Consider the following 20108-nt stretch of genomic DNA (forward strand, 5'->3'; position numbering starts at 1 on the left):
GTTTCTACCAGCAGAACGGCAATGCGACAATGACATGCCGATGCGCTTCCGGTTGGTTTAAACAGCGCCAAACAAAAAAAGGCCGGGTTTCCCCGGCCTTCGTAAATTCCGTCTGTCCGAAGCGATTAACGCTTGGAGAACTGGAAGGAGCGGCGGGCCTTTGCCTTGCCGTACTTCTTGCGTTCGACGACGCGGCTGTCGCGGGTCAGGAAGCCGCCCTTCTTCAGCACCGGGCGCAGGCCCGGCTCGAAGTAGGTGAGCGCCTTGGACAGGCCGTGGCGAACGGCACCGGCCTGGCCGGACAGGCCGCCGCCGGCAACGGTTGCGATGATGTCGAACTGGCCGTCACGGGCAGCCGCAACGATCGGCTGGCGCAGGATCATCTGCAGCACCGGACGAGCGAAATATTCCGCGAATTCCTTGCCGTTGACGATGATCTTGCCGGAGCCCGGCTTGAGCCAGACGCGGGCGACGGCGTTCTTGCGCTTGCCGGTCGCGTAGGAGCGGCCGAGCGAATCGACCTTGCGGACGTGGGCCGGAGCAGCAGCTTCGGAAATCGTGCCGAGATCCTTCAGGGAGGAGAGGTCAGCCATGATCAGGCGCTCCTTACATTCTTTTTGTTGAGCACGGCAACGTCGAGGGCGACCGGCTGCTGGGCTTCATGGGGATGGGCGGAGCCGGCGTAAACGCGCAGGTTCTTCATCTGGCGACGGCCGAGCGGGCCACGCGGAACCATGCGTTCGACGGCCTTTTCGAGGACGCGCTCCGGGAAGCGGCCTTCGATGATCTGGCGCGCGGTACGTTCCTTGATGCCGCCGGCAAAACCGGTGTGCCAGTAATAGACCTTGTCGGAATATTTCTTGCCGGTGAAAACCACCTTGTCGGCATTGATGACGATGACGTTGTCGCCGTCGTCAACGTGGGGCGTGAAGGTTGCCTTGTGCTTGCCGCGCAGGCGCATAGCGATGATGGAAGCGAGACGGCCAACGACCAGCCCTTCGGCGTCGATGATCACCCACTTCTTCTCCACCTCTGCAGGCTTCTGGGAGAAGGTTGCCATAGTGAATACTCTCTTTTGAGACCCTTGGCCCGAGGGCTTGAAGGGCGTTTCTTGTTGCTTGGATTGACAGGCTCGAGGCATGCCAAAAAGAAAGCAGCCCGGACAGGCTGCGTTCTGGCGCGGTGTATAGAGGGAATATGACATTGGGTCAATATCGACGTTCCTGAGGTCTGGAAAAAAGAGTAAGCAAAAACAATGAGTTAGTTATGAGGTATTGTGTTACCACAGATTTGCCGGCGAAAGAGCTGCCGTGCTTGACGCTTTTCGCATCCCTGCTGGGTTTGAAAGAGCATGCCGCGGTCGAAGCGGCCGCTAATCTTTGAACTCGCGCAGGCATTTCATCATTTCCCGAAGGCCGCGTGTCAGATGCTTGTCCCGGCGCAGAACCATGCCGAGGCGGCGCGTGAGCTTCGGCTGCAGCGATGAGGTCGTCACGAGGCCGGCGCGGTCGCGCTTCAACGCCAGTCCCGGCAGGATCGACCAGCCGAGCCCGACGGCTACCAGTTCCTTGATCGCTTCGATGCTGCCGAACTCCATGGCCGGTCGGATCCTAGTGTCCGGTGCGGCCAGCCACGCGTCGATTGCCCGTCGCGTATTGCCGCCCTCATAAAGCAGCAGCGTCCTGTCGCGCATGAAGGCGGCGTCCGGTCCGCCGTCGGGTATCAGGCTGCCCGCCGGAGCGACGGCCAGCAATTCTTCCTCGTAGAACGGTTCGATCTCGAAGTTGCGCCCTGAGGCCGGCAGGGCAACGACGGCGATATCGAGGCTGTTGGCCTCCAGATCGCGCAAGACGTCGTCGGCATCGCCGATGCGCACGGTGATTTCCAGGCCGGGCATGGATTTTCGGGCGGCGGCAATGGCGTGAGGAAGCAGGTGGATCGACGCCGTGCCGCCGCTGCCGATGCGCACGCGGCCGCTGGCACCGTCTCTGTGTGGCATCATCGCTTCCTCAGCGACGGCCGATTGCTGCAGCAATCGCCTTGCATGCACCAGCAGGTCGAGGCCTGCCGCGGTGGGCTGCGCTCGCCGGCCGACGCGCTCGATCAGCCGGACACCGAGCCGCTGCTCGAGCCCCTTGACCTGCAGGCTGACGGCCGGCTGCGTCAGTCCCTCCATGTCGGCGGCCGCCGTAAAGCTTCCGAGATCGGCGACGTTGACGAAGGTTGCGAGCTGATCGAGGTTGAGCGCCATACCAAAGATTTCCTTATGTGTATCATAACTTCCATAAGCTTCCTTCATGTGGGTTTCCAGCCCATCCTTCTGGTGTTGAAGAGAGGTGGAAGAGATGGCCATGGAATTGAGCGAAATCCTTGAGCGCGATATCGTTCGATCGAAATTTTGCCGGTCGGCGCGCAGGGGCCGGCGGCTGCTGGCGGCAATCGAGCATCACCTGGAAAAGCGCCGCAGCCGCCGCACGCTTTGCGAGCTCACCGACGACGAGCTTTGCGATGTCGGCCTGACCCGTGCTGAGGCGAAGGCTGAGATATTGAAATCCTGGTTCTGGTCTTGACTGCGGCCGCTGCGGACAGAGCATATCCTGCTCGAAATTGCCGCAGCCTTGTGGCAGAACACCTGTCCAAAGCAATTCCTGGAAAAGCGCGAAGCGGTTTTCCGTTCGGAAGGGCGTTAAAACAAAAAGTTAGAGTGGTTCTGCGTTTCCGTAAAAGCTGAACTGCTCTAAAATCGAGCGCAGGGAGCAGCATCATGGCCGAAATCCTATCCTTCCCGGACGCAGACAGGGCGGATGGGTTACTGGTTCGCTCGCTGCGCGACGGCGTGCTGCGCCTCGTGCTCAACAACCCGCCGGCCAATGCGCTCTCGATCGCGCTTCTCGAAGCGCTGATGGCCGAGCTCGATAAGGCCGGCTCGGATGCGGATGTGCGCGTCATCGTCATCGCCTCGACCGGCAATGTCTTTTCCGCCGGGCATGATCTCAAGGAACTCACTGCCCACCGCGCCGATGAGGACCGGGGAGCCGGTTTCTTCGAGAGGGCCTTCCGGCTCTGCGCCGATCTGATGCTGAAGATCGCGCATCTGCCGAAGCCCGTCATCGCCGAGGTTGACGGGTTGGCGACGGCGGCCGGCTGCCAGCTCGTCGCCTCCTGCGATCTGGCGATCTGCACGGATACGTCGACATTCTGCACGCCGGGCGTCAATATCGGCCTGTTCTGTTCGACGCCGATGGTGGCCGTTTCCCGGGCCGCCCATCGCAAGCAGGCTATGGAGATGCTCTTGACCGGCGAGACGATCGACGCCTCGACCGGCAAGGATTTCGGCCTCGTCAACCGCATCGTGCCGAAGCAGTATCTGGCGCAGGTGGTTTCCAAATATGCCGGAGTGATCGCCAGCAAATCGCCGCTGATCCTGAAGATCGGCAAGGAAGCGTTCAACCGCCAGCTCGAACTGCCGGTTGAGGCAGCCTATGACTATGCCGCTAGAGTGATGGTCGACAATATGCTGACGCAGGATGCTGAGGAGGGCATCGGCGCCTTCCTCGGCAAGCGCACGCCGGAATGGAAGGGCGAGTGATCACGCCAATTTCAGAACCAGCCCGCCGATGGCGATGACAACACCGGCGACGTAGCGCCAGACGCTGGCTTTTTCCTTGAAGACGGTGATCGAGATCACCAGCGCAAAGAGGATCGCGGTTTCGCGCAAGGCCGCGACGGTTGCGAGCGGGGCTTTTGTCATCGCCCAAAGTGCCAGCCCGTAGGAAGCGATCGAGCCGGCGCCGCCGATCAGGCCGCGCCACCAGTTGCGACGGACGTGACGCGTCACGGCCAAGGTGCCGCGTTGCGAAACCGCCCAGGAAAACAGCAACACCGGCGGCAGCAGCGACATCCATAATGTGTAGGAAACCGCATTGCCGGAAAGGCGTGCGCCGATGCCGTCGACATAGGTGTAGCTGGCAATGACGCAGGCATTGGCAAGCGAGAGCAGGATGGCGCGGCTGCTGCCGCGCCGTGCCTCCAGAGCGAGTGTCAGGACGCCCGCACAGATTGTCATCGTGCCCGCGAGAGCGCCGCCGGAAAGATTTTCCTTCAGGATGAAGCCGCTTGTCGCGGCGATCAGCAGCGGTGCGCAGCCGCGCATCAGCGGATAGACGAGGCCGATATCGCCGGCCCGGTAGGCAGCGGCGACCAACTGGAAATAGGCGAACTGCAGGATGGCCGAGACGCCGATGAACGGCCAGGCCGCGCTTTGCGGCAACGGCAGAAATGCCAGGAACGGCAGCGCCGAAACCGCGCCGCCTGCAGAGATCAGTGCCGCGTCGAGAGATTTATCGCTGCCGGCCTTGACGATGGCGTTCCATGTCGCATGCAGCAGTGCGCCGAATAGAACCAGCAGGATGACGTCGAGTGGCAAGGGAGTAAATCCGGAAAAGATGCGGGAAGTGGAAAACGCCTCGCCTTCGGCGTTTCAAATTCCTGAAAAGACAACTGGGATTTGCACGAAAATACACGGCGGCGGTCGCGGTCGCGTTCATATACGAATAGCATTCTTTCAGTGTGGAAACAATCGCGGTGGATTGAAGCAATTTTTACGTGCGCTCGACATGCGTTCAATCCAAGCGATCCTTTCAACTATGAGATGTTTCTAATGGACACGGGAACGGAACGGGGGATTATCAAGAACATAAGCAGAAATGATCCGGGGGAATTAGGCAGGTGATTATTCTATGCTGCTGAAATATAGATATTATTCTATAACTTTGACATACTGAAAATTTTAAACTTTTGATTGTGCCATCGTCGATAAGTCGCACCACGGGATTGAGCTTCGGCCTTTCGCAAAGGCGAAAGTCCTGCAGACTTCCCGCGGCCGTCAGGAGGGCGAAACCATCACAATTGATGATGTGGAACGAAAAGCATCCCGTCAAGGTTGTCGATATTCTGGCAATTCAGGACCGGGCAGCGGGGATTGTCTTTCGAGGGGATATGCGTCCATTCCGCATAATCGGTCGCATCGCAATAATTGCTGTTGCGGACATAACGATCGTAAAGCGGCAAGCCACGGGGAGACTGATAGCGGAAGATCACCGCGCCCTGATTGTGGATGGCGGCGCGCACGCTGGCGCAGCTCATGGCAAGCGGATTGTAGCGCGAGATCGCCAGCGCCGGCGATGCGGCGAGCACGAGCATGAGGGCAAGAGCGATTTTTTTCATCGAATCATCCTCAGGAAGTAACCAATTCATATATACGGAAAAGACACGCAGCCGGTTTCGCGGAAACGCAAAAAAAACTGCGGGCCGCGCTGGAGGGCTTTCGGGAGTGGAGAAACGACCATGGACCACGACGACTATACGGATGATTATCTCGCCGGAATCCTGCATTCCGTAAAGACCATCGCGCTGACCGGCGCTTCGCCCAATCCGGCGCGGCCGAGCAACGGCGTCATGGGTTATCTGCTGTCGCGCGGCTACGAGGTCATTCCCGTCAATCCGGGGCAGGCGGGCAAACAGATCCAGGGCCGCACCGTTTATGCCCGGCTCGCCGACGTGCCCGTGCCGATCGACATGGTCGACGTGTTTCGCGCCGCCGAATATCTGGATGGGGTGGTCGAGGAGGCGCTGGCGCTGAGACCGCTGCCGCAGATCATCTGGGCCCAGCTTGGCGTCCGTGACGATGGGGCTGCCGCAAAGGCGGAGGCCGCCGGCATCAAGGTGGTGATGAACCGCTGCCCGGCGATCGAGTATCCCCGTCTCATTGCCTGAGTTGAGGTGCGATGAGACGGATTTTCCACCAAACGCCCAAGGGTTGAAACGGATCGCGATTAACTTTCGTAGACGACAGGCTATGATCCCGCCCGTCAGCAACAACTGGAGGACGACATGGCCAAGAACGATCCGGGATTCAATACGTTGGCGATCCATGCCGGCGCCCAGCCCGACCCGGCGACCGGCGCGCGTGTCACGCCGATCTACCAGACCACCGCCTTCGTCTTCAATGATTCCGATCATGCCGCGGCTCTCTTCGGCCTGCAGGCCTTTGGCAACATCTACACCCGCATCATGAACCCGACGCAGGCCGTGCTCGAGGAGCGCGTCGCAGCGCTCGAGGGCGGCACGGCGGCGCTTGCCGTCGCCTCCGGCCATGCCGCGCAAATGATCGTCTTCCACACCATCATGCGCCCAGGCGAGAATTTCATCGCGGCCAACAGGCTCTACGGCGGCTCCATCAATCAGTTCGGCCATGCCTTCGAGAATTTCGGCTGGCAGGTGCGCTGGGCCGATCCCGCCGATCCCGCGAGCTTCGAAAGCCAGATCGACGACAAGACGCGCGGCATCTTCATCGAAAGCCTGGCCAATCCCGGCGGCACCTTCGTCGATATCGCCGCCATTGCCGATGTCGCGCATCGCAACGGCCTGCCGCTGATCGTCGACAATACGATGGCGACACCCTATTTCATCCGCCCGATCGAGCACGGCGCCGATATCGTCGTGCATTCGCTGACGAAGTTTCTCGGCGGCCACGGCAATTCCATGGGCGGCCTCATCGTCGATGGAGGCACCTTCGACTGGTCGAAATCCGGCAATTACCCGATGCTGTCGAGCCCGCGGCCGGAATATAACGGCATGGTCCTGCACGCAACCTTCGGCAATTTCGCCTTTGCGATCGCTGCCCGCGTGCTCGGCCTGCGCGATCTCGGCCCGGCGATCTCGCCCTTCAACGCTTTCCTGATCCTGACCGGCATCGAGACACTGCCGCTCCGGATGCAACGCCACAGCGACAATGCGATCGCCGTCGCCAAATGGCTGAAGGCGCACAGCAAGATCGCCTGGGTGAATTATGCCGGCCTCGACGACGATCCGAACCATGCCCTGCAGCAGCGCTATTCCCCAAAGGGCGCAGGCTCCGTCTTCACTTTCGGCGTCGAAGGCGGCGTTACGGGTGGCTATGAGGCGGGCAAGACGCTGGTCGAGGGGCTGGAGCTCTTCTCCCACCTCGCCAATATCGGCGACACCCGCTCGCTCGTCATCCACCCGGCCTCGACGACACATCGGCAGTTGACCGAGGAACAGAAGACCGCCGCCGGCGCCGGCGCCGACGTGGTACGCCTTTCCGTCGGCATCGAGGACGTCAAGGACATCATCGCCGACCTCGAACAGGCGCTCTCGAAGATCTGAGTGGCCATGGCAAATTTCATCACCCTCGGCATTGACGGCGTCGAACCCGAGTTCGGCGCCCCGGAGCCCGGTCGGATCATCTCAGGCGATCCGCATTTCCGCACCTGGAACCTGGAGGAGGCCGAAGGCGGGCTCTATTCCGGCATCTGGGAGGCGACGCCGGGCAAGTGGCGGATCGTTTATGAGGAATGGGAATATTTCAGCCTGCTGTCCGGCTATTCGATCGTCACGGAGGAGGGCGGTGAGCCGGTTCATCTGAAGACGGGCGACCGGATGATCTTGCGACCCGGCTTCAAGGGAACGTGGGAAGTCGTTGAAACGACTCGCAAGGATTATGTGATCAAGGTTTAAGCAGCGCCAGCAAACCGGCGCTGACGATGGCGGGCCTGTCCCGATTTGCGGCGATGACGGCCCGTCTTTCTGCGGATGGCTGCGCTTCTTTGCCGGATAGAACGCTTTTAACCAATCCCGTTAATCGGGTCTACATCGTCAAAATGCTATATCTTATCTGCAGCGCATAGCGGACATGATGTCTCCTGCCGTCCCCACAGACATGGCCTTGCAATTAATCTTTCCGGAATATGCATGTCGTCGAATCTTGCAGGTAGGCACGTTCGCACCCAGACCTCTTCCATCATTGCGACAACGGTCTGTTTCCTTGTCGTCGCCCTCATCCTGACCGGCCTGATGGCACATGTCGTCGTCAAGATGACCCGGTCGGCGAATGAGATCGACGATGCGCGGGCCACGCGCGCCGCCCGCGCGGCGATCGGAGCCTTTGTGGCTCGTCTGAGCGGGACGACGACGGACAATGCCATATGGGACGATGCCTATAGTGCGGCCTCCTCTCCTGCCGCCGCCGACTGGGCCTATGAAAATTGGGGAAAGACCAGCGAGGATTACGCGCTCTATGACGGCGCGATCGTAATCGGCCCTGACCGGTCGTCGATCGTCTCCGCATATGCCAAGGGCAAGCCCTTCGAGCCGAGCGCCTTTTTCGGCGAAGGCTTTTATCGGCAGATCAACGCAGCCGCCGATCCCGAGCGGGCGCCGATGGTCAACTTCATCAAGACCGAAAGCGGTATCGCCCTGCTCGCATCGCAGGCGATCCAGCCCTTCGAAGCCTCCGGAGAGCTTCCGAAGCTCAGCACGCTGAGCTTTTACAAGGAATTTACCCCCGAGGTTCTCGACGCGCTCTCGAACGAACATGAACTCGAAGGCTTGCACCTTGAAACGAAGCCCAGGCCGGAATTTCTGAATACGCCGATCACCGACATGAAAGGGGCCGTCATCGGCTACCTCGTATGGCCGAGCAAAGCGCCTGGAAGCACTGTGTTTCATCGGGTAACGCCCTATGTCGCTGCCGCCGTCGCCATTCTTGCGCTGTTCCTGATCGGCGTTCTGATGGTCGGGACGTCCGAGGCACGGCGCCTGCGCCAGCTGGCGGAGGCAGCGCTTTTCGAAGCCGGCCATGACAGCCTGAGCGGCCTGTTGAACAGACATGGACTTCTCAGCCTGCTGGAAGAGTTGGACAATTCGGGCTCTTCGCCACCCCGGCTCTATCTGGTCGATCTCGATGGCTTCAAGGCGGTCAACGATGCCTGGGGGCATGCGGTCGGCGATGATTTGATCCGACTGGTTTCGAACGCGCTGATGGCCTGCCACCCCGAGGTCGTCGCCGCGGCTAGGCTGGGGGGCGACGAATTTGCGCTGGTGCATGTTGGATCTGCCACGTGCGAAGATATGGAAAAGACCATTCTCGCGCTGTTTGCCGAGCCCTTCAAAATCGGCGGACGAACGATCGAAGTTGGAGCAAGCATCGGAGCTGCCGCGCGCGACGGAGGCATCGAGCCTCTGGAGCTTCTCCGCAGAGCGGACATGGCCCTCTATCGCGCCAAGGCAAGTGGCAGAGGCCAGGCGATCGAATACGACCCCGAACTGGACGAGGAACGCCAACGGGTCGCCGAACTGGAAGGTCTGTTGAAGCACGCCATCAGCACTGGTGCGATCGAGGCCGTTTTCCAGCCTCTCGTTTCCGCCACAACAGGCGCTGTCACTGGTCTTGAAGCGCTGGCGCGCTGGCGAACGTCAACCGGAAACATCAGCCCGGAGATTTTCATCCCTCTCGCCGAGAGGTGCGGCCTCATCGATGCGCTTGGCGTTCACATGCTGAGGACATCAATCGAGCATGCCAAGAGCTGGCCCGATCTGGCACTGTCGGTGAACGTCTCGCCAATCCAACTCTGCAATCCCGAATTTGCCGCGGAGGTAATCTCGGTCCTGCGCGAGCTCGATTTCGATCCGAAGCGCCTGACCTTGGAGATCACCGAAGGCGTTCTGATGACAAATCCGGATCAGGCCCGGCGGTCGATAGACCAGCTGAAGCGCGTCGGGATAAAGTTCGCGCTGGATGACTTTGGCTGCGGCTACGCCAGCATCGGCGCATTGCGGCAGTTCGGGTTCGATCGCATGAAGATCGATCGCTCGCTTGTGTCCGCTCTCGATGAAGGCGCCAACGGCGCCGATGTCCTTCGGGCGACCATTTCGCTGGCGACCGCTCTGAAGATTCCCGTGACCGCCGAAGGTATCGAGAACAGCCGCCAGGCGGCGATCTTGCGAGAGGCTGGCTGCGATCAGCTTCAAGGCTATCTGATGGGAAGACCTATGTCGGCGCACGACATATCCGGCAGGCTGCAGGAAGACTCGGCCGCATGACGCGCGATCGATGGGTCGCCCGCCTGAGGGCGAGTTCACCATCGTCATCGTCACCCACAACATGCAGCAGGCAAGCCGCATCTCCGACAATACCGCCTTCATGTATCTTGGCGAGCTGATCGAATACGGCCCGACCGCTGAGATTTTCCAGTCGCCGAAGGTCAAGCGCACCGAAGACTACATCACCGGCCGTTACGGCTGATCTGCGAGGCTATGGATCACCACCACAAATCCAGCCGGTCCAGCCCGTGGAAATGGTAGACGTCCTTGACTTCAGGCGTCTTCGCCAGCTTGAGACCGGCAAGCCTTGCGAACAGGATCGGGAGCACGACGTTGAGCTCCAGCCGCGCCAGCGGCGCGCCGATGCAGAAATGGATGCCGGCGCCGAAGGAGAGGTTCGCCGCCTCGTTGCGGTCGGGCCGGAAGGCCAGCGGATCGGTGAACTTCGCCGGGTCGAGATTGGCGGCGGCGAGGATGAGGCTGACCTTGTCGCCGCGCTGGAAGGAGACGCCGTCGATTTCCGCAGGCTCCAGGGCCCAGCGCTGGAAGATGTGGACCGGCGCGCAGGTGCGCAGGGTTTCCTCGACGGTGCGCTCGGTCGTCGCCTCGTCGCGGAAGATTTCCGCCGGATCTGAGCCGCTCTCGAGGATGATGCGCACCGAATTGCCGATCTGGTGCACAGTCGCCTCGTGCCCGGCATTGAGCAGCACGATCGTCGTCGAGACCAGCTCCTCCTCGGTCAGATACTGACCCTTGTGCTCGGTATGGATCATGTGGGTGAGCAGGTCGTCGCGTGGCTCGGCGCGGCGCTCTGCGATCACCGTCCGGACATAGTCGGAAAATTCCTTCGCCGCCCGTTCGGCCTCGTCTTCTTGCTCGCGCGTGCGGCCGAACATGTACATGCGGACGTAGGCGTGCGACCAGGCAAGCAGCTGCGGCCCCATTTCCTCGGGAATGCCGATCATCCGGGCGATCATCGTCACCGGTATGATGTCGGCAAAGGCAGAGAGCAGCTCGACCTCACCCTTTTCCGCGAAGCCGTCGATCAGCCGGTTGGCCAACTCGGTAAGCTCTGGTTTCATCTTCTCGACATGGCGGGAGACGAAGGCGCGGTTGACCAGCGTGCGCAGCCGTGTGTGCTCCGGCGGTTCGAGTTCGAGCAGGGAATAGCGTTCCGAGAGATCGAAACTGGCAAGATGCGGCATCGGCTCGGCAAGCCCGAGCTCCTCGCGGCTGGCGATATGCAGGATCTGCCGGCCGAAGCGGCGATCGCGCAGCAAACCGTTCACATGGTCGTAGCCGGTGAAGAACCACTGCTTCTGCTCGCTCCAGTAGAACGTCGGACAATGCGCATGAAGTGCGGCATAGACGGCATTCGGATTGCTGTAGAAGGCCGGGTTGCGGGCGTCCAGCGACACATGGCGGCGGGCCGGATCGATCGAGAGAAAGGGCGGTATCATCATGCCCGAAGGCTTAGCGGATTTGCTCGGCCTCGGAAAGGTGCGGGGTGAGGGCGAGCCGCCCGGAAGCGATGCGCGCCCGGCCGGGCGCGTCAATCACTTTAAAATCTAAGTCTAACCCCGAGGATTGATTCCGGTTTTCACCGTTACCGCTAGCCGGCCCGCGACAGCGTGCCCATGCGCCGCAGGGCCTCGATCTGGTCGTCGACCGTCGGCACGAGTTCGCCGGCGGTGTTGCTCGGCGCGGCCGGCGCCGGCGCTGCTGCCTCGGCTTCTCCGAAGGTGACGGTGCAGTTGCGGCCTGCGCCCTTTGCCGCGTAGAGCGCCCGGTCGGCGGCCGAGATCAGCTTGTCGATATTGGCTTCGACCGAGGAAGCAAGCGCGATGCCGATGCTGACGGTGACGGGAACGATTGCTTCGCCGGTGCTGACGGGAAGACGGCAGAATTCGGTGCGGATCGCTTCGGCGATCGCTTCGGCCTCGGTCTGGTCGGTGACCGCGGCGAAGGCTGCGAATTCTTCGCCGCCCATACGGCCGAAGATGTGGTTCGGAATATACTGGCGGGCCATTCGCGCGAATTCGGTCAGCACGGCATCGCCGGACTGGTGGCCGAAACGGTCGTTGACGCGCTTGAAATGGTCGAGATCGAAGAGTATCACTGCGACCTGGCGCTGGTCGTCATGAGCTTTTTCCTGGATGGCGTTGAAATAACCGAGCAGGCCGCGGCGGTTGAGCACGCCCGTCAGCGAATCGGTCAGGGTGAGGGCGCGCAGGTGCCGTTCGGAGCGCTCCATGATCAGCCGGCAGGTGAACGCGAAGGCGATGGTCAGCAGGAAGGCGCTTGCCATGGCGGAGGCGCCGCCGAGATTGGTCGCCTCGACATCGCTCGGCAGCGTTAGCGCCATCGTCACCGCCGAGCCGAAGCACAGGCAGCCCTGGATGACGAACACACCCATCAGCTTGACGCGGGTACGCTCGCGGCGCATGTCGCCGGCGGCGACCGCAAGGGCAAGCGCCGTCGCACCCGTCGCCGAAGCGAGATTATAGAGCACCACCCGGTTTGAATAGTCGCTGTTGACCCAGGGCAGAAAGACCCCGGCGAGCCAGATCGCCGGCGGCAGCAGCGCCCACCATTCGATCCGTTTGCGGTCCAGCGCCAGAAAACCCGCCACCCAGGCGCTCTGGCCGAGCAGCGCAATGGCATTGCCGATCTCTATGGACAACAGGCTGGGCACTTGGCCGCGCAGCGCGATCATCGCAAAGCCGATGCCGGTCAGCAGAAAGCCGATGCCCCAATAGAGGTAGGCCTCGTTTCTGACATTGTGGCGCCAGGCGACGAACAGCACCAAAGCGAGCGTCATCGCCTCCGAACACCAGATGGCGAGACCTGTAGCAATATTGAACACGGCAGCAACCCCTTGCCCGTCGGCCTTATCTGTCGGCCGCTATTTGTTGGCCTTTATCCTTGCCGATGAAGCTCGCCACTTCCTTAATGCTGTTGCGCCGCAGCACGCTTTTGCGCTGATATCTGCCGGTAGGCTTTCTGTCGGGTAAACGCTTATAAGCGCTCTCGAATGAAGTAAGCATTCCTTCATCCTGTCGTGGAGAAAAGCCGGGGGCGATGATGCCAGGGCCTCGCCGTTAACAGGCGTTTGGGGGAAAGAGGCTACCAGCTAAAGCCGCCTTGCCCCGCCATCTTAACGTTATCCTCATGCGTGTCTTGAAGAGGAGGGCAGTGACACTCTATGTAGGGATAGACATTTTCTTTGATTCCCGGCGCCGGCCGGCGAGACGTTGACAAAGGACGCACATGAGAAACCCAGTCGATACCGCAATGGCCCTCGTGCCGATGGTCGTGGAACAGACCAACCGCGGTGAACGCTCCTACGACATCTATTCCCGCCTGTTGAAGGAACGCATCATCTTCCTGACGGGTGCCGTCGAAGACCATATGGCGACGCTCGTCTGCGCCCAGCTTCTCTTCCTCGAGGCCGAAAACCCGAAGAAGGAAATCGCCCTCTACATCAATTCGCCCGGCGGCGTCGTCACCGCCGGCATGGCGATCTACGACACGATGCAGTTCATCAAGCCCGCGGTTTCGACGCTCTGCATCGGCCAGGCCGCATCCATGGGCTCGCTGCTGCTGGCTGCCGGCCACAAAGATATGCGCTTCGCCACGCCGAATTCCCGCATCATGGTGCATCAGCCCTCGGGCGGCTTCCAGGGACAGGCTTCGGACATCGAGCGCCACGCCCGCGACATCCTCAAGATGAAGCGCCGCCTGAACGAGGTCTATGTCAAGCACACCGGCCGCACCTACGAGGAAGTTGAAAAGACGCTCGATCGTGACCATTTCATGGATGCCGACGAGGCCCAGACTTGGGGCGTGATCGACAAGGTTCTGACCTCGCGCATCGAAATGGAAGGCGAACAGGCCTAGTAATTAATAGGGATGGTGTTTTCGTCGCCACAGTTCTATCCCATTTGTGATTGAACAAGGGCTTTCAACAGGCGACGAAGACGCTAATAGTAACTATTAATGCTATGTTGAATTTTTATGACATAGCATTCGGCATTCGAAGGGGATTCGTTGCCGCCGGGACCCGGACATGATTTGTTGGGCCTGGTTCGTAGCCCCTGAAGCCCTTCTCGGCAAAGGCTCCGGAAACGGAGTGCCGCCAGGAGCTGATAGAGTGGACCGCGATTTCGCCTTGAAATGCGGCGTGCTGGAAGGAAAGTGAAATGAGCAAGGTCAGCGGCAGCAACGGCGGCGACTCCAAGAACACACTCTATTGTTCGTTCTGCGGAAAGAGCCAGCACGAAGTCCGGAAACTGATTGCCGGACCGACCGTCTTCATCTGCGATGAATGCGTCGAATTGTGCATGGACATCATCCGCGAGGAGAACAAGTCCTCGATGGTCAAGTCCCGCGACGGCGTTCCGACGCCCCAGGACATCATCAAGGTCCTCGACGAATATGTCATCGGCCAGCGGCAGGCGAAGAAAATCCTGTCGGTCGCCGTTCACAACCATTACAAGCGCCTGGCGCACGCCTCGAAGAACGGCGAAGTCGAGCTGGCGAAATCGAACATCATGCTCGTCGGCCCGACCGGCTGCGGCAAGACCTATCTTGCCCAGACGCTCGCCCGCATCATCGACGTTCCCTTCACCATGGCCGATGCGACGACGCTGACCGAGGCCGGCTATGTCGGTGAGGATGTCGAAAACATCATCCTGAAGCTGCTGCAATCGGCCGACTACAATGTCGAGCGTGCGCAGCGGGGCATCGTCTACATCGACGAAGTCGACAAAATTTCGCGCAAGTCCGACAACCCGTCGATCACACGCGACGTCTCGGGTGAGGGCGTGCAGCAGGCGCTGCTGAAGATCATGGAAGGCACGGTCGCTTCCGTTCCGCCGCAGGGCGGCCGCAAGCACCCGCAGCAGGAATTCCTGCAGGTCGACACGACCAACATCCTGTTCATCTGCGGCGGCGCCTTCGCCGGCCTCGATAAGATCATCTCCGCCCGCGGCGAGAAGACCTCGATTGGCTTCGGCGCTACCGTCAAGGCCCAGGACGATCGCCGCGTCGGCGAAGTCCTGCGCGAACTGGAGCCGGAAGACTTGGTCAAGTTCGGCCTCATCCCCGAGTTCATCGGGCGTTTGCCGGTTCTGGCGACCCTCGAAGACCTCGATGAAGATGCGCTGATCCAGATCCTGTCCGAGCCGAAGAACGCGCTGATCAAGCAATATCAGCGCCTGTTCGAGATGGAAGACGTGGAACTGACCTTCCACGAGGATGCTCTGCGCGAAACAGCCCGCAAGGCGATCGTCCGCAAGACCGGCGCCCGCGGCCTTCGCTCGATCATGGAGAAGATCCTGCTCGACACGATGTTCGAACTGCCGACGCTCGAAGGCGTGCGCGAGGTCGTCATCTCCGAGGAAGTGGTTCGCGGTTCGGCCCGTCCGCTATACATCTATGCCGATCGTCAGGAAGAAAAGGCCAACGCTTCGGCGTAACCTTTGCGCTTTCGCACGATTATTTTGGGGGCTTGCCATCGGCGGGCCCCTTTCTATTTGAAAAACCATCCGAGGCACTGTTAGTATTTTGCCGGTGGGAACCGGAATTGCCTTTGCCGATGTTGCGCAAGGGAGAGTGCTTGGCAATGATGCCGTGATTCCGTAAGCCTATTGCTGGCGTTTGTATTTTAGCCGGGTCGGAAGTGGTAAGCGCCGGTCCAGCCACGCGCTTCATAGTGTTGGCGTTCCGTTGTAATGAAGCTGTCACATCCGGGGAACGCGGGCGTTAGCGTGGCTTGAAAAGCGTAGTCAGAACCTCCACTTGTAGAGCCAAGTGAGAGTGCCGGCCGGTCCCAAGCGGCCGCGCAGAGAGCCCGGTAACGGGACGATGGAAAGGACTTAAAATGACGAAGAAAACGTCTGTAGCGAGCAGTACTGCCTACCCTGTTCTGCCCCTGCGCGACATCGTGGTTTTCCCGCATATGATCGTGCCGCTGTTCGTCGGACGGGAAAAGTCGATCCGTGCGCTCGAAGAGGTCATGGGTTCCGATAAGCAGATCATGCTTGTGACGCAGATCAACGCCAGCGACGACGATCCGGATCCCTCCGCGATCCACAAGGTCGGCACCGTGGCGAACGTGTTGCAGCTGTTGAAGCTGCCCGACGGCACCGTCAAGGTTCTGGTCGAAGGCCGCGCCCGCGCGGAGATCGACACATATACCAGCCGCGAGGATTTCTATGAGGCGCTCGGCCATGTGCTCGAGGAGCCGCACGACGATCCGGTCGAACTGGAAGCCTTGTCGCGTTCGGTCGTCTCCGAATTCGAGAGCTATGTGAAGCTCAACAAGAAGATTTCGCCCGAAGTGGTCGGCGCCGCCAGCCAGATCGACGACTATTCCAAGCTCGCCGATACGGTCGCCTCGCATCTGTCGATCAAGATCACCGAGAAGCAGGAGATGCTGGAAACCACCAGCGTCAAGGCTCGCCTCGAAAAGGCCCTCGGCTTCATGGAAGGCGAGATTTCGGTCCTGCAGGTCGAAAAGCGCATCCGTTCGCGTGTCAAGCGCCAGATGGAGAAGACCCAGCGCGAATACTACCTGAACGAACAGATGAAGGCGATCCAGAAGGAACTCGGCGACGGCGAGGAAGGCCGCGACGAGATGAGCGAGCTGGAAGAGCGTATCTCCAAGACCAAGCTGTCCAAGGAGGCCCGTGAAAAGGCCGATGCGGAGCTGAAGAAGCTGCGCCAGATGAGCCCGATGTCGGCCGAAGCCACCGTCGTGCGCAATTATCTGGACTGGCTGCTCGGCATTCCGTGGGGCAAGAAGTCGAAGATCAAGGCCGATCTCAACAATGCCGAGAAGATCCTCGAAGCCGATCACTTCGGTCTCGACAAGGTCAAGGAGCGCATTGTCGAATATCTGGCCGTGCAGGCTCGCGCCACCAAGATCAAGGGCCCGATTCTCTGCCTCGTTGGCCCTCCGGGTGTCGGCAAGACCTCGCTCGCCCAGTCGATCGCCAAGGCGACCGGCCGTGAGTATGTCCGCATGGCGCTTGGCGGCGTTCGCGACGAAGCCGAAATCCGCGGTCACCGCCGCACCTATATCGGCTCGATGCCCGGCAAGGTCATCCAGTCGATGAAGAAGGCGAAGAAGTCCAACCCGCTCTTCCTGCTCGACGAGATCGACAAGCTCGGCCAGGACTATCGCGGCGATCCGTCTTCGGCCCTGCTCGAGGTACTCGATCCGGCACAGAACTCGACCTTCATGGACCATTATCTTGAGGTCGAATACGACCTGTCGGATGTGATGTTCATTACGACGGCGAATACGCTGAACATCCCGGCGCCGCTGATGGACCGCATGGAGATCATCCGTATCGCCGGCTACACCGAAGATGAAAAGCGCGAGATCGCCAAGCGGCATCTGCTGCCGAAGGCCATCAAGGAACATGCGTTGCAGCCGGAAGAATTCTCGGTCAACGACGACGCCCTGATGTCCATCAGCCAGCACTACACCCGTGAAGCCGGCGTCCGCAACTTCGAGCGCGAACTGATGAAGCTTGCCCGCAAGGCGGTCACCGAGATCATCAAGGGCAAGACGAAGTCCGTGCATGTGACGGCTGCCAACATCTCCGACTATCTGGGCGTCCCGCGCTTCCGCCACGGCGAAGCCGAGGGCGAGGATCAGGTCGGCGTTGTCACAGGTCTTGCCTGGACGGAGGTCGGCGGCGAGTTGCTGACCATCGAAGGCGTGATGATGCCGGGCAAGGGCCGCATGACGGTCACCGGCAATCTGAAGGAAGTCATGAAGGAATCGATCTCGGCGGCGGCCTCCTATGTCCGCTCGCGCGCTGTCGATTTCGGCATCGAGCCACCGCGCTTCGACAAGAGCGACATCCACGTGCACGTGCCGGAAGGCGCGACGCCGAAGGATGGCCCCTCGGCCGGCGTCGCCATGGCGACCGCGATCGTCTCGATCATGACCGGTATCCCGGTGAACAGGCACGTGGCCATGACCGGTGAGATCACCCTTCGCGGTCGTATTCTGCCGATCGGCGGTCTCAAGGAAAAGCTGCTCGCAGCCCTTCGCGGCGGCATCAAGAAGGTGCTGATTCCGGAGGAGAACGCCAAGGATCTGGCGGAGATTCCGGATAACGTGAAGAACAGCATGGAGATCATCCCGGTATCCCGCATGGGCGAGGTGATCAAGCATGCGCTGATCCGGCGGCCGGAGCCGATCGAATGGGACGGCACGGTGGAAACGCCGGTCATCGCATCGGTCGAAGGCCTCGACGAGACGGGCGCAACCATAGCGCATTGAGTGGCCTCGGCCACATTTATGCCCCATTGGCTGAAAACTCGGAAAAAGGCTGGCGAAAACGCCAGCCTTTTTTGTGAAAACGTCATGTAGACGCTTGCTTTTCCTTGATTTGCAGGGCTTTTGGGTTCCCGGCGGGCCTGATGATACCTATTCGGCGCCTAGCTTATATTGAGTCGTTTCGTACCATTTAGAAAGGGGTGGAAACATGAACAAGAATGAACTCGTGTCCGCAGTCGCCGAAAAGGCAGGACTGACGAAGTCTGACGCGGCTTCCGCTGTTGACGCGGTTTTCGACGTTGTCCAGGGTGAACTCAAGAACAAGGGCGACATCCGCCTTGCAGGGTTCGGCAGCTTCACCGTTTCTCATCGTGCCGCATCGAAGGGCCGCAACCCGTCGACGGGCGCTGAGGTAGACATTCCGGCTCGCAACGTGCCGAAGTTCACGCCCGGCAAGGGCCTGAAGGACGCCGTCAACGGCTGATCTGAGATTATCCGCCAGCCGTAAACGAGACCGGCTGTGCAGGATTTGGAAAGGGGTTCGGCTTTGCCGGACCCCTTTTGCTTTGCTGGGCCCTTGCTTTCGTGGCTTGCCGCCATGCGGGCTTTGATCTACGACATTTCTGTTCTCAGGGCGGGGTGAAACTCCCCGCCGGCGGTATGGGTTTCGGCCTGAGCCCGCGAGCGCCGCCTTCCGCGCCAATGCTGGGGGAGGGTCAGCAGATCCGGTGCGAATCCGGAGCCGACGGTTAAAGTCCGGATGGAAGAGAATGAGTGTCGGCCGTGCGAAGGGCGGGGTGTCCTGCGTCGCCTGTTCGTGGCTCATGCGTCCTGATTTATGTTGGTCCCTGGTTTTGGATGAAAGACATGAGTCAGAATTCTCTTGCGGTCGAGCCGTCCCGCGCCATTGTCGGTGCACTCTGGATGGTCCTTGCCGGCATCGCCTTTTCGCTTCTCAACGTCGTCACCCAATGGCTGACGATGAAGCTTGCCTTTCCCTCGGCCTCGGCAGCCTTCTGGCAATATGGCTTCGCCTTCCTGTTTTCGCTGCCGTTCCTGCGCAGGCTCGGCCTGGCGGCGATGCGCACGCACTATCCCTGGCGTCACCTGGCGCGCGTCGTGCTTGCCGCGCTCGGGGTCGAGGCCTGGGTCGCCGGCCTTGCCGCGGTGCCGATCTGGCAGGCGATCGCGCTGGTGATGACCTCGCCGTTCTTCATCATTCTCGGCGCCCGGCTCTTCCTGGGTGAGCGCGTCGGTCCGGCCCGCTGGGCGGCGACCGCAGCCGGTTTCACCGGCGCGATGATCATCCTGCAGCCATGGTCGGACGGCTTTGGCTGGGCAGCACTCTTGCCGGTGCTTTCGGCACTGCTCTGGGGCGCCTCGTCGCTGATCACCAAGAGCCTGACGGGCATCGAACGACCGGAGACGATCACCGTCTGGCTGCTCGTTCTGCTGACGCCGATAAACGGAGGGCTGGCGCTTGCGGCAGGCTTTGCAGTGCCGACGGGTGCAACACTTGCCTTGTTCCTGCTGGCGGGGCTGCTGACCGCCGCAGCGCAGTATTTCCTGACGCTTGCCTATGCCGCAGCGGATGCCGCCTACATTCAACCTTTCGACGATCTGAAGCTGCCGCTGAATGTGCTGGCCGGCTGGCTGTTCTTCGGTTATGCGCCGGCCGGCTACCTCTGGCTAGGCGCAGTGCTCATCCTTTCCGCCTCACTCTTCATCATGCGAAACGAGATGCGCAAAGAGCGGAAACCCGCCTGAGGTACCCTAACCTTCTCCCCCGGAAAACGGGGAAAAGGGGAGGTGCCATGCTAGATGTGGGCAGGGAACCGAGTGGTTGCGGCACATCCCCTTCGTCTCGTTTACGAGGGACGGGCCGAAACCCGTGGCTCGACCCCGG

19 protein-coding genes, 1 pseudogene and 1 riboswitch are annotated in these 20108 nt (G+C 60.7%); of the genes and pseudogenes, 12 read left to right on the forward strand and 8 right to left on the reverse strand.

What is annotated here, in order from left to right; translation table 11 throughout:
* Positions 1-125: 125 nt before the first annotated feature.
* The 3 genes from rpsI to HJB89_RS10075 all read right to left on the reverse strand — a co-directional run bounded on the left by rpsI (position 126) and on the right by HJB89_RS10075 (position 2251).
* The gene (gene rpsI / locus HJB89_RS10065) at positions 126-593 is read right to left on the reverse strand and encodes a 30S ribosomal protein S9 (protein ID WP_207583768.1); all 468 of its coding nucleotides are present in this window, start codon (positions 591-593) and stop codon (positions 126-128) included.
* A gap of 2 nt (positions 594-595) precedes the next feature.
* Positions 596-1060 carry a 50S ribosomal protein L13 gene (gene rplM, locus HJB89_RS10070; RefSeq protein ID WP_164008904.1) on the reverse strand — a complete coding sequence of 155 codons (465 nt, stop codon included), beginning with the start codon at positions 1058-1060 and terminating at the stop codon, positions 596-598.
* A gap of 312 nt (positions 1061-1372) precedes the next feature.
* Entirely contained in the window at positions 1373-2251 is an 879-nt protein-coding gene (locus tag HJB89_RS10075) for a LysR family transcriptional regulator (RefSeq protein ID WP_207584287.1), read from the reverse strand.
* Between the two features lie 94 nt (positions 2252-2345).
* Between HJB89_RS10075 and HJB89_RS10080 the strand changes: the two genes are divergently transcribed.
* Together HJB89_RS10080 and HJB89_RS10085 are read left to right on the forward strand one after the other, a co-directional pair.
* Complete coding sequence (locus HJB89_RS10080; RefSeq protein WP_207583769.1) at positions 2346-2570, forward strand: DUF1127 domain-containing protein; 225 nt, start codon at positions 2346-2348, stop codon at positions 2568-2570.
* A 194-nt stretch (positions 2571-2764) separates the two neighbouring features.
* Positions 2765-3589: an enoyl-CoA hydratase gene (locus HJB89_RS10085; RefSeq protein WP_207583770.1), complete on the forward strand. Its 825-nt coding sequence runs from the start codon at positions 2765-2767 to the stop codon at positions 3587-3589.
* Here HJB89_RS10085 and HJB89_RS10090 read toward each other — a convergent pair whose 3' ends face one another.
* Positions 3590-4426, reverse strand: coding sequence for an EamA family transporter (locus tag HJB89_RS10090; RefSeq protein WP_207583771.1), 837 nt, complete (start codon positions 4424-4426; stop codon positions 3590-3592).
* A 476-nt stretch (positions 4427-4902) separates the two neighbouring features.
* Positions 4903-5226, reverse strand: a complete 324-nt coding sequence (locus HJB89_RS10095; RefSeq protein WP_207583772.1) for a hypothetical protein — start codon at positions 5224-5226, stop codon at positions 4903-4905.
* A gap of 120 nt (positions 5227-5346) precedes the next feature.
* Between HJB89_RS10095 and HJB89_RS10100 the strand changes: the two genes are divergently transcribed.
* From HJB89_RS10100 to HJB89_RS10120, 5 genes and pseudogenes are all read left to right on the forward strand, one after another.
* Positions 5347-5775, forward strand: coding sequence for a CoA-binding protein (locus tag HJB89_RS10100; RefSeq protein ID WP_207583773.1), 429 nt, complete (start codon positions 5347-5349; stop codon positions 5773-5775).
* 117 nt (positions 5776-5892) lie between these two features.
* Positions 5893-7188 (forward strand): O-acetylhomoserine aminocarboxypropyltransferase, encoded by a 1296-nt coding sequence (locus HJB89_RS10105; protein ID WP_207583774.1) that lies wholly within the window; start codon positions 5893-5895, stop codon positions 7186-7188.
* 6 nt (positions 7189-7194) lie between these two features.
* The gene (locus tag HJB89_RS10110) at positions 7195-7539 is read left to right on the forward strand and encodes a cupin domain-containing protein (RefSeq protein ID WP_207584288.1); all 345 of its coding nucleotides are present in this window, start codon (positions 7195-7197) and stop codon (positions 7537-7539) included.
* A gap of 234 nt (positions 7540-7773) precedes the next feature.
* Positions 7774-9903, forward strand: coding sequence for a bifunctional diguanylate cyclase/phosphodiesterase (locus tag HJB89_RS10115; protein WP_221139887.1), 2130 nt, complete (start codon positions 7774-7776; stop codon positions 9901-9903).
* Positions 9904-9928: 25 nt separating this feature from the next.
* Positions 9929-10105, forward strand: a pseudogene (locus tag HJB89_RS10120) (phosphate ABC transporter ATP-binding protein); the annotation flags it as partial.
* A 16-nt stretch (positions 10106-10121) separates the two neighbouring features.
* Here the strand turns inward: HJB89_RS10120 and HJB89_RS10125 are convergent.
* From HJB89_RS10125 to HJB89_RS10135, 3 genes are all read right to left on the reverse strand, one after another.
* Positions 10122-11366, reverse strand: a complete 1245-nt coding sequence (locus HJB89_RS10125; protein WP_207583776.1) for a cytochrome P450 — start codon at positions 11364-11366, stop codon at positions 10122-10124.
* 149 nt (positions 11367-11515) lie between these two features.
* Positions 11516-12769 (reverse strand): GGDEF domain-containing protein, encoded by a 1254-nt coding sequence (locus HJB89_RS10130; RefSeq protein WP_207583777.1) that lies wholly within the window; start codon positions 12767-12769, stop codon positions 11516-11518.
* A gap of 25 nt (positions 12770-12794) precedes the next feature.
* Positions 12795-12950 (reverse strand): hypothetical protein, encoded by a 156-nt coding sequence (locus tag HJB89_RS10135; RefSeq protein WP_207583778.1) that lies wholly within the window; start codon positions 12948-12950, stop codon positions 12795-12797.
* A 223-nt stretch (positions 12951-13173) separates the two neighbouring features.
* On the opposite strand from HJB89_RS10135, the gene clpP reads away from it, so the two are divergent.
* The 5 genes from clpP to HJB89_RS10160 all read left to right on the forward strand — a co-directional run bounded on the left by clpP (position 13174) and on the right by HJB89_RS10160 (position 19969).
* Positions 13174-13803, forward strand: coding sequence for an ATP-dependent Clp endopeptidase proteolytic subunit ClpP (clpP, locus tag HJB89_RS10140; RefSeq protein ID WP_007626207.1), 630 nt, complete (start codon positions 13174-13176; stop codon positions 13801-13803).
* A 302-nt stretch (positions 13804-14105) separates the two neighbouring features.
* Positions 14106-15383, forward strand: a complete 1278-nt coding sequence (clpX, locus tag HJB89_RS10145; RefSeq protein ID WP_007626206.1) for an ATP-dependent Clp protease ATP-binding subunit ClpX — start codon at positions 14106-14108, stop codon at positions 15381-15383.
* A gap of 404 nt (positions 15384-15787) precedes the next feature.
* Complete coding sequence (gene lon / locus HJB89_RS10150) at positions 15788-18205, forward strand: endopeptidase La (protein ID WP_221115196.1); 2418 nt, start codon at positions 15788-15790, stop codon at positions 18203-18205.
* A gap of 205 nt (positions 18206-18410) precedes the next feature.
* A complete protein-coding gene (gene hupB / locus HJB89_RS10155; RefSeq protein ID WP_003573937.1) occupies positions 18411-18686 on the forward strand; it encodes a DNA-binding protein HupB in 276 nt (91 codons plus the stop codon).
* A gap of 137 nt (positions 18687-18823) precedes the next feature.
* Positions 18824-18978, forward strand: a riboswitch (FMN riboswitch).
* A gap of 91 nt (positions 18979-19069) precedes the next feature.
* Entirely contained in the window at positions 19070-19969 is a 900-nt protein-coding gene (locus HJB89_RS10160; RefSeq protein WP_221131534.1) for a DMT family transporter, read from the forward strand.
* Positions 19970-20108 lie beyond the last annotated feature (139 nt).

This window comes from Rhizobium sp. NZLR8 (assembly GCF_019685025.1).
GTDB lineage: Bacteria > Pseudomonadota > Alphaproteobacteria > Rhizobiales > Rhizobiaceae > Rhizobium.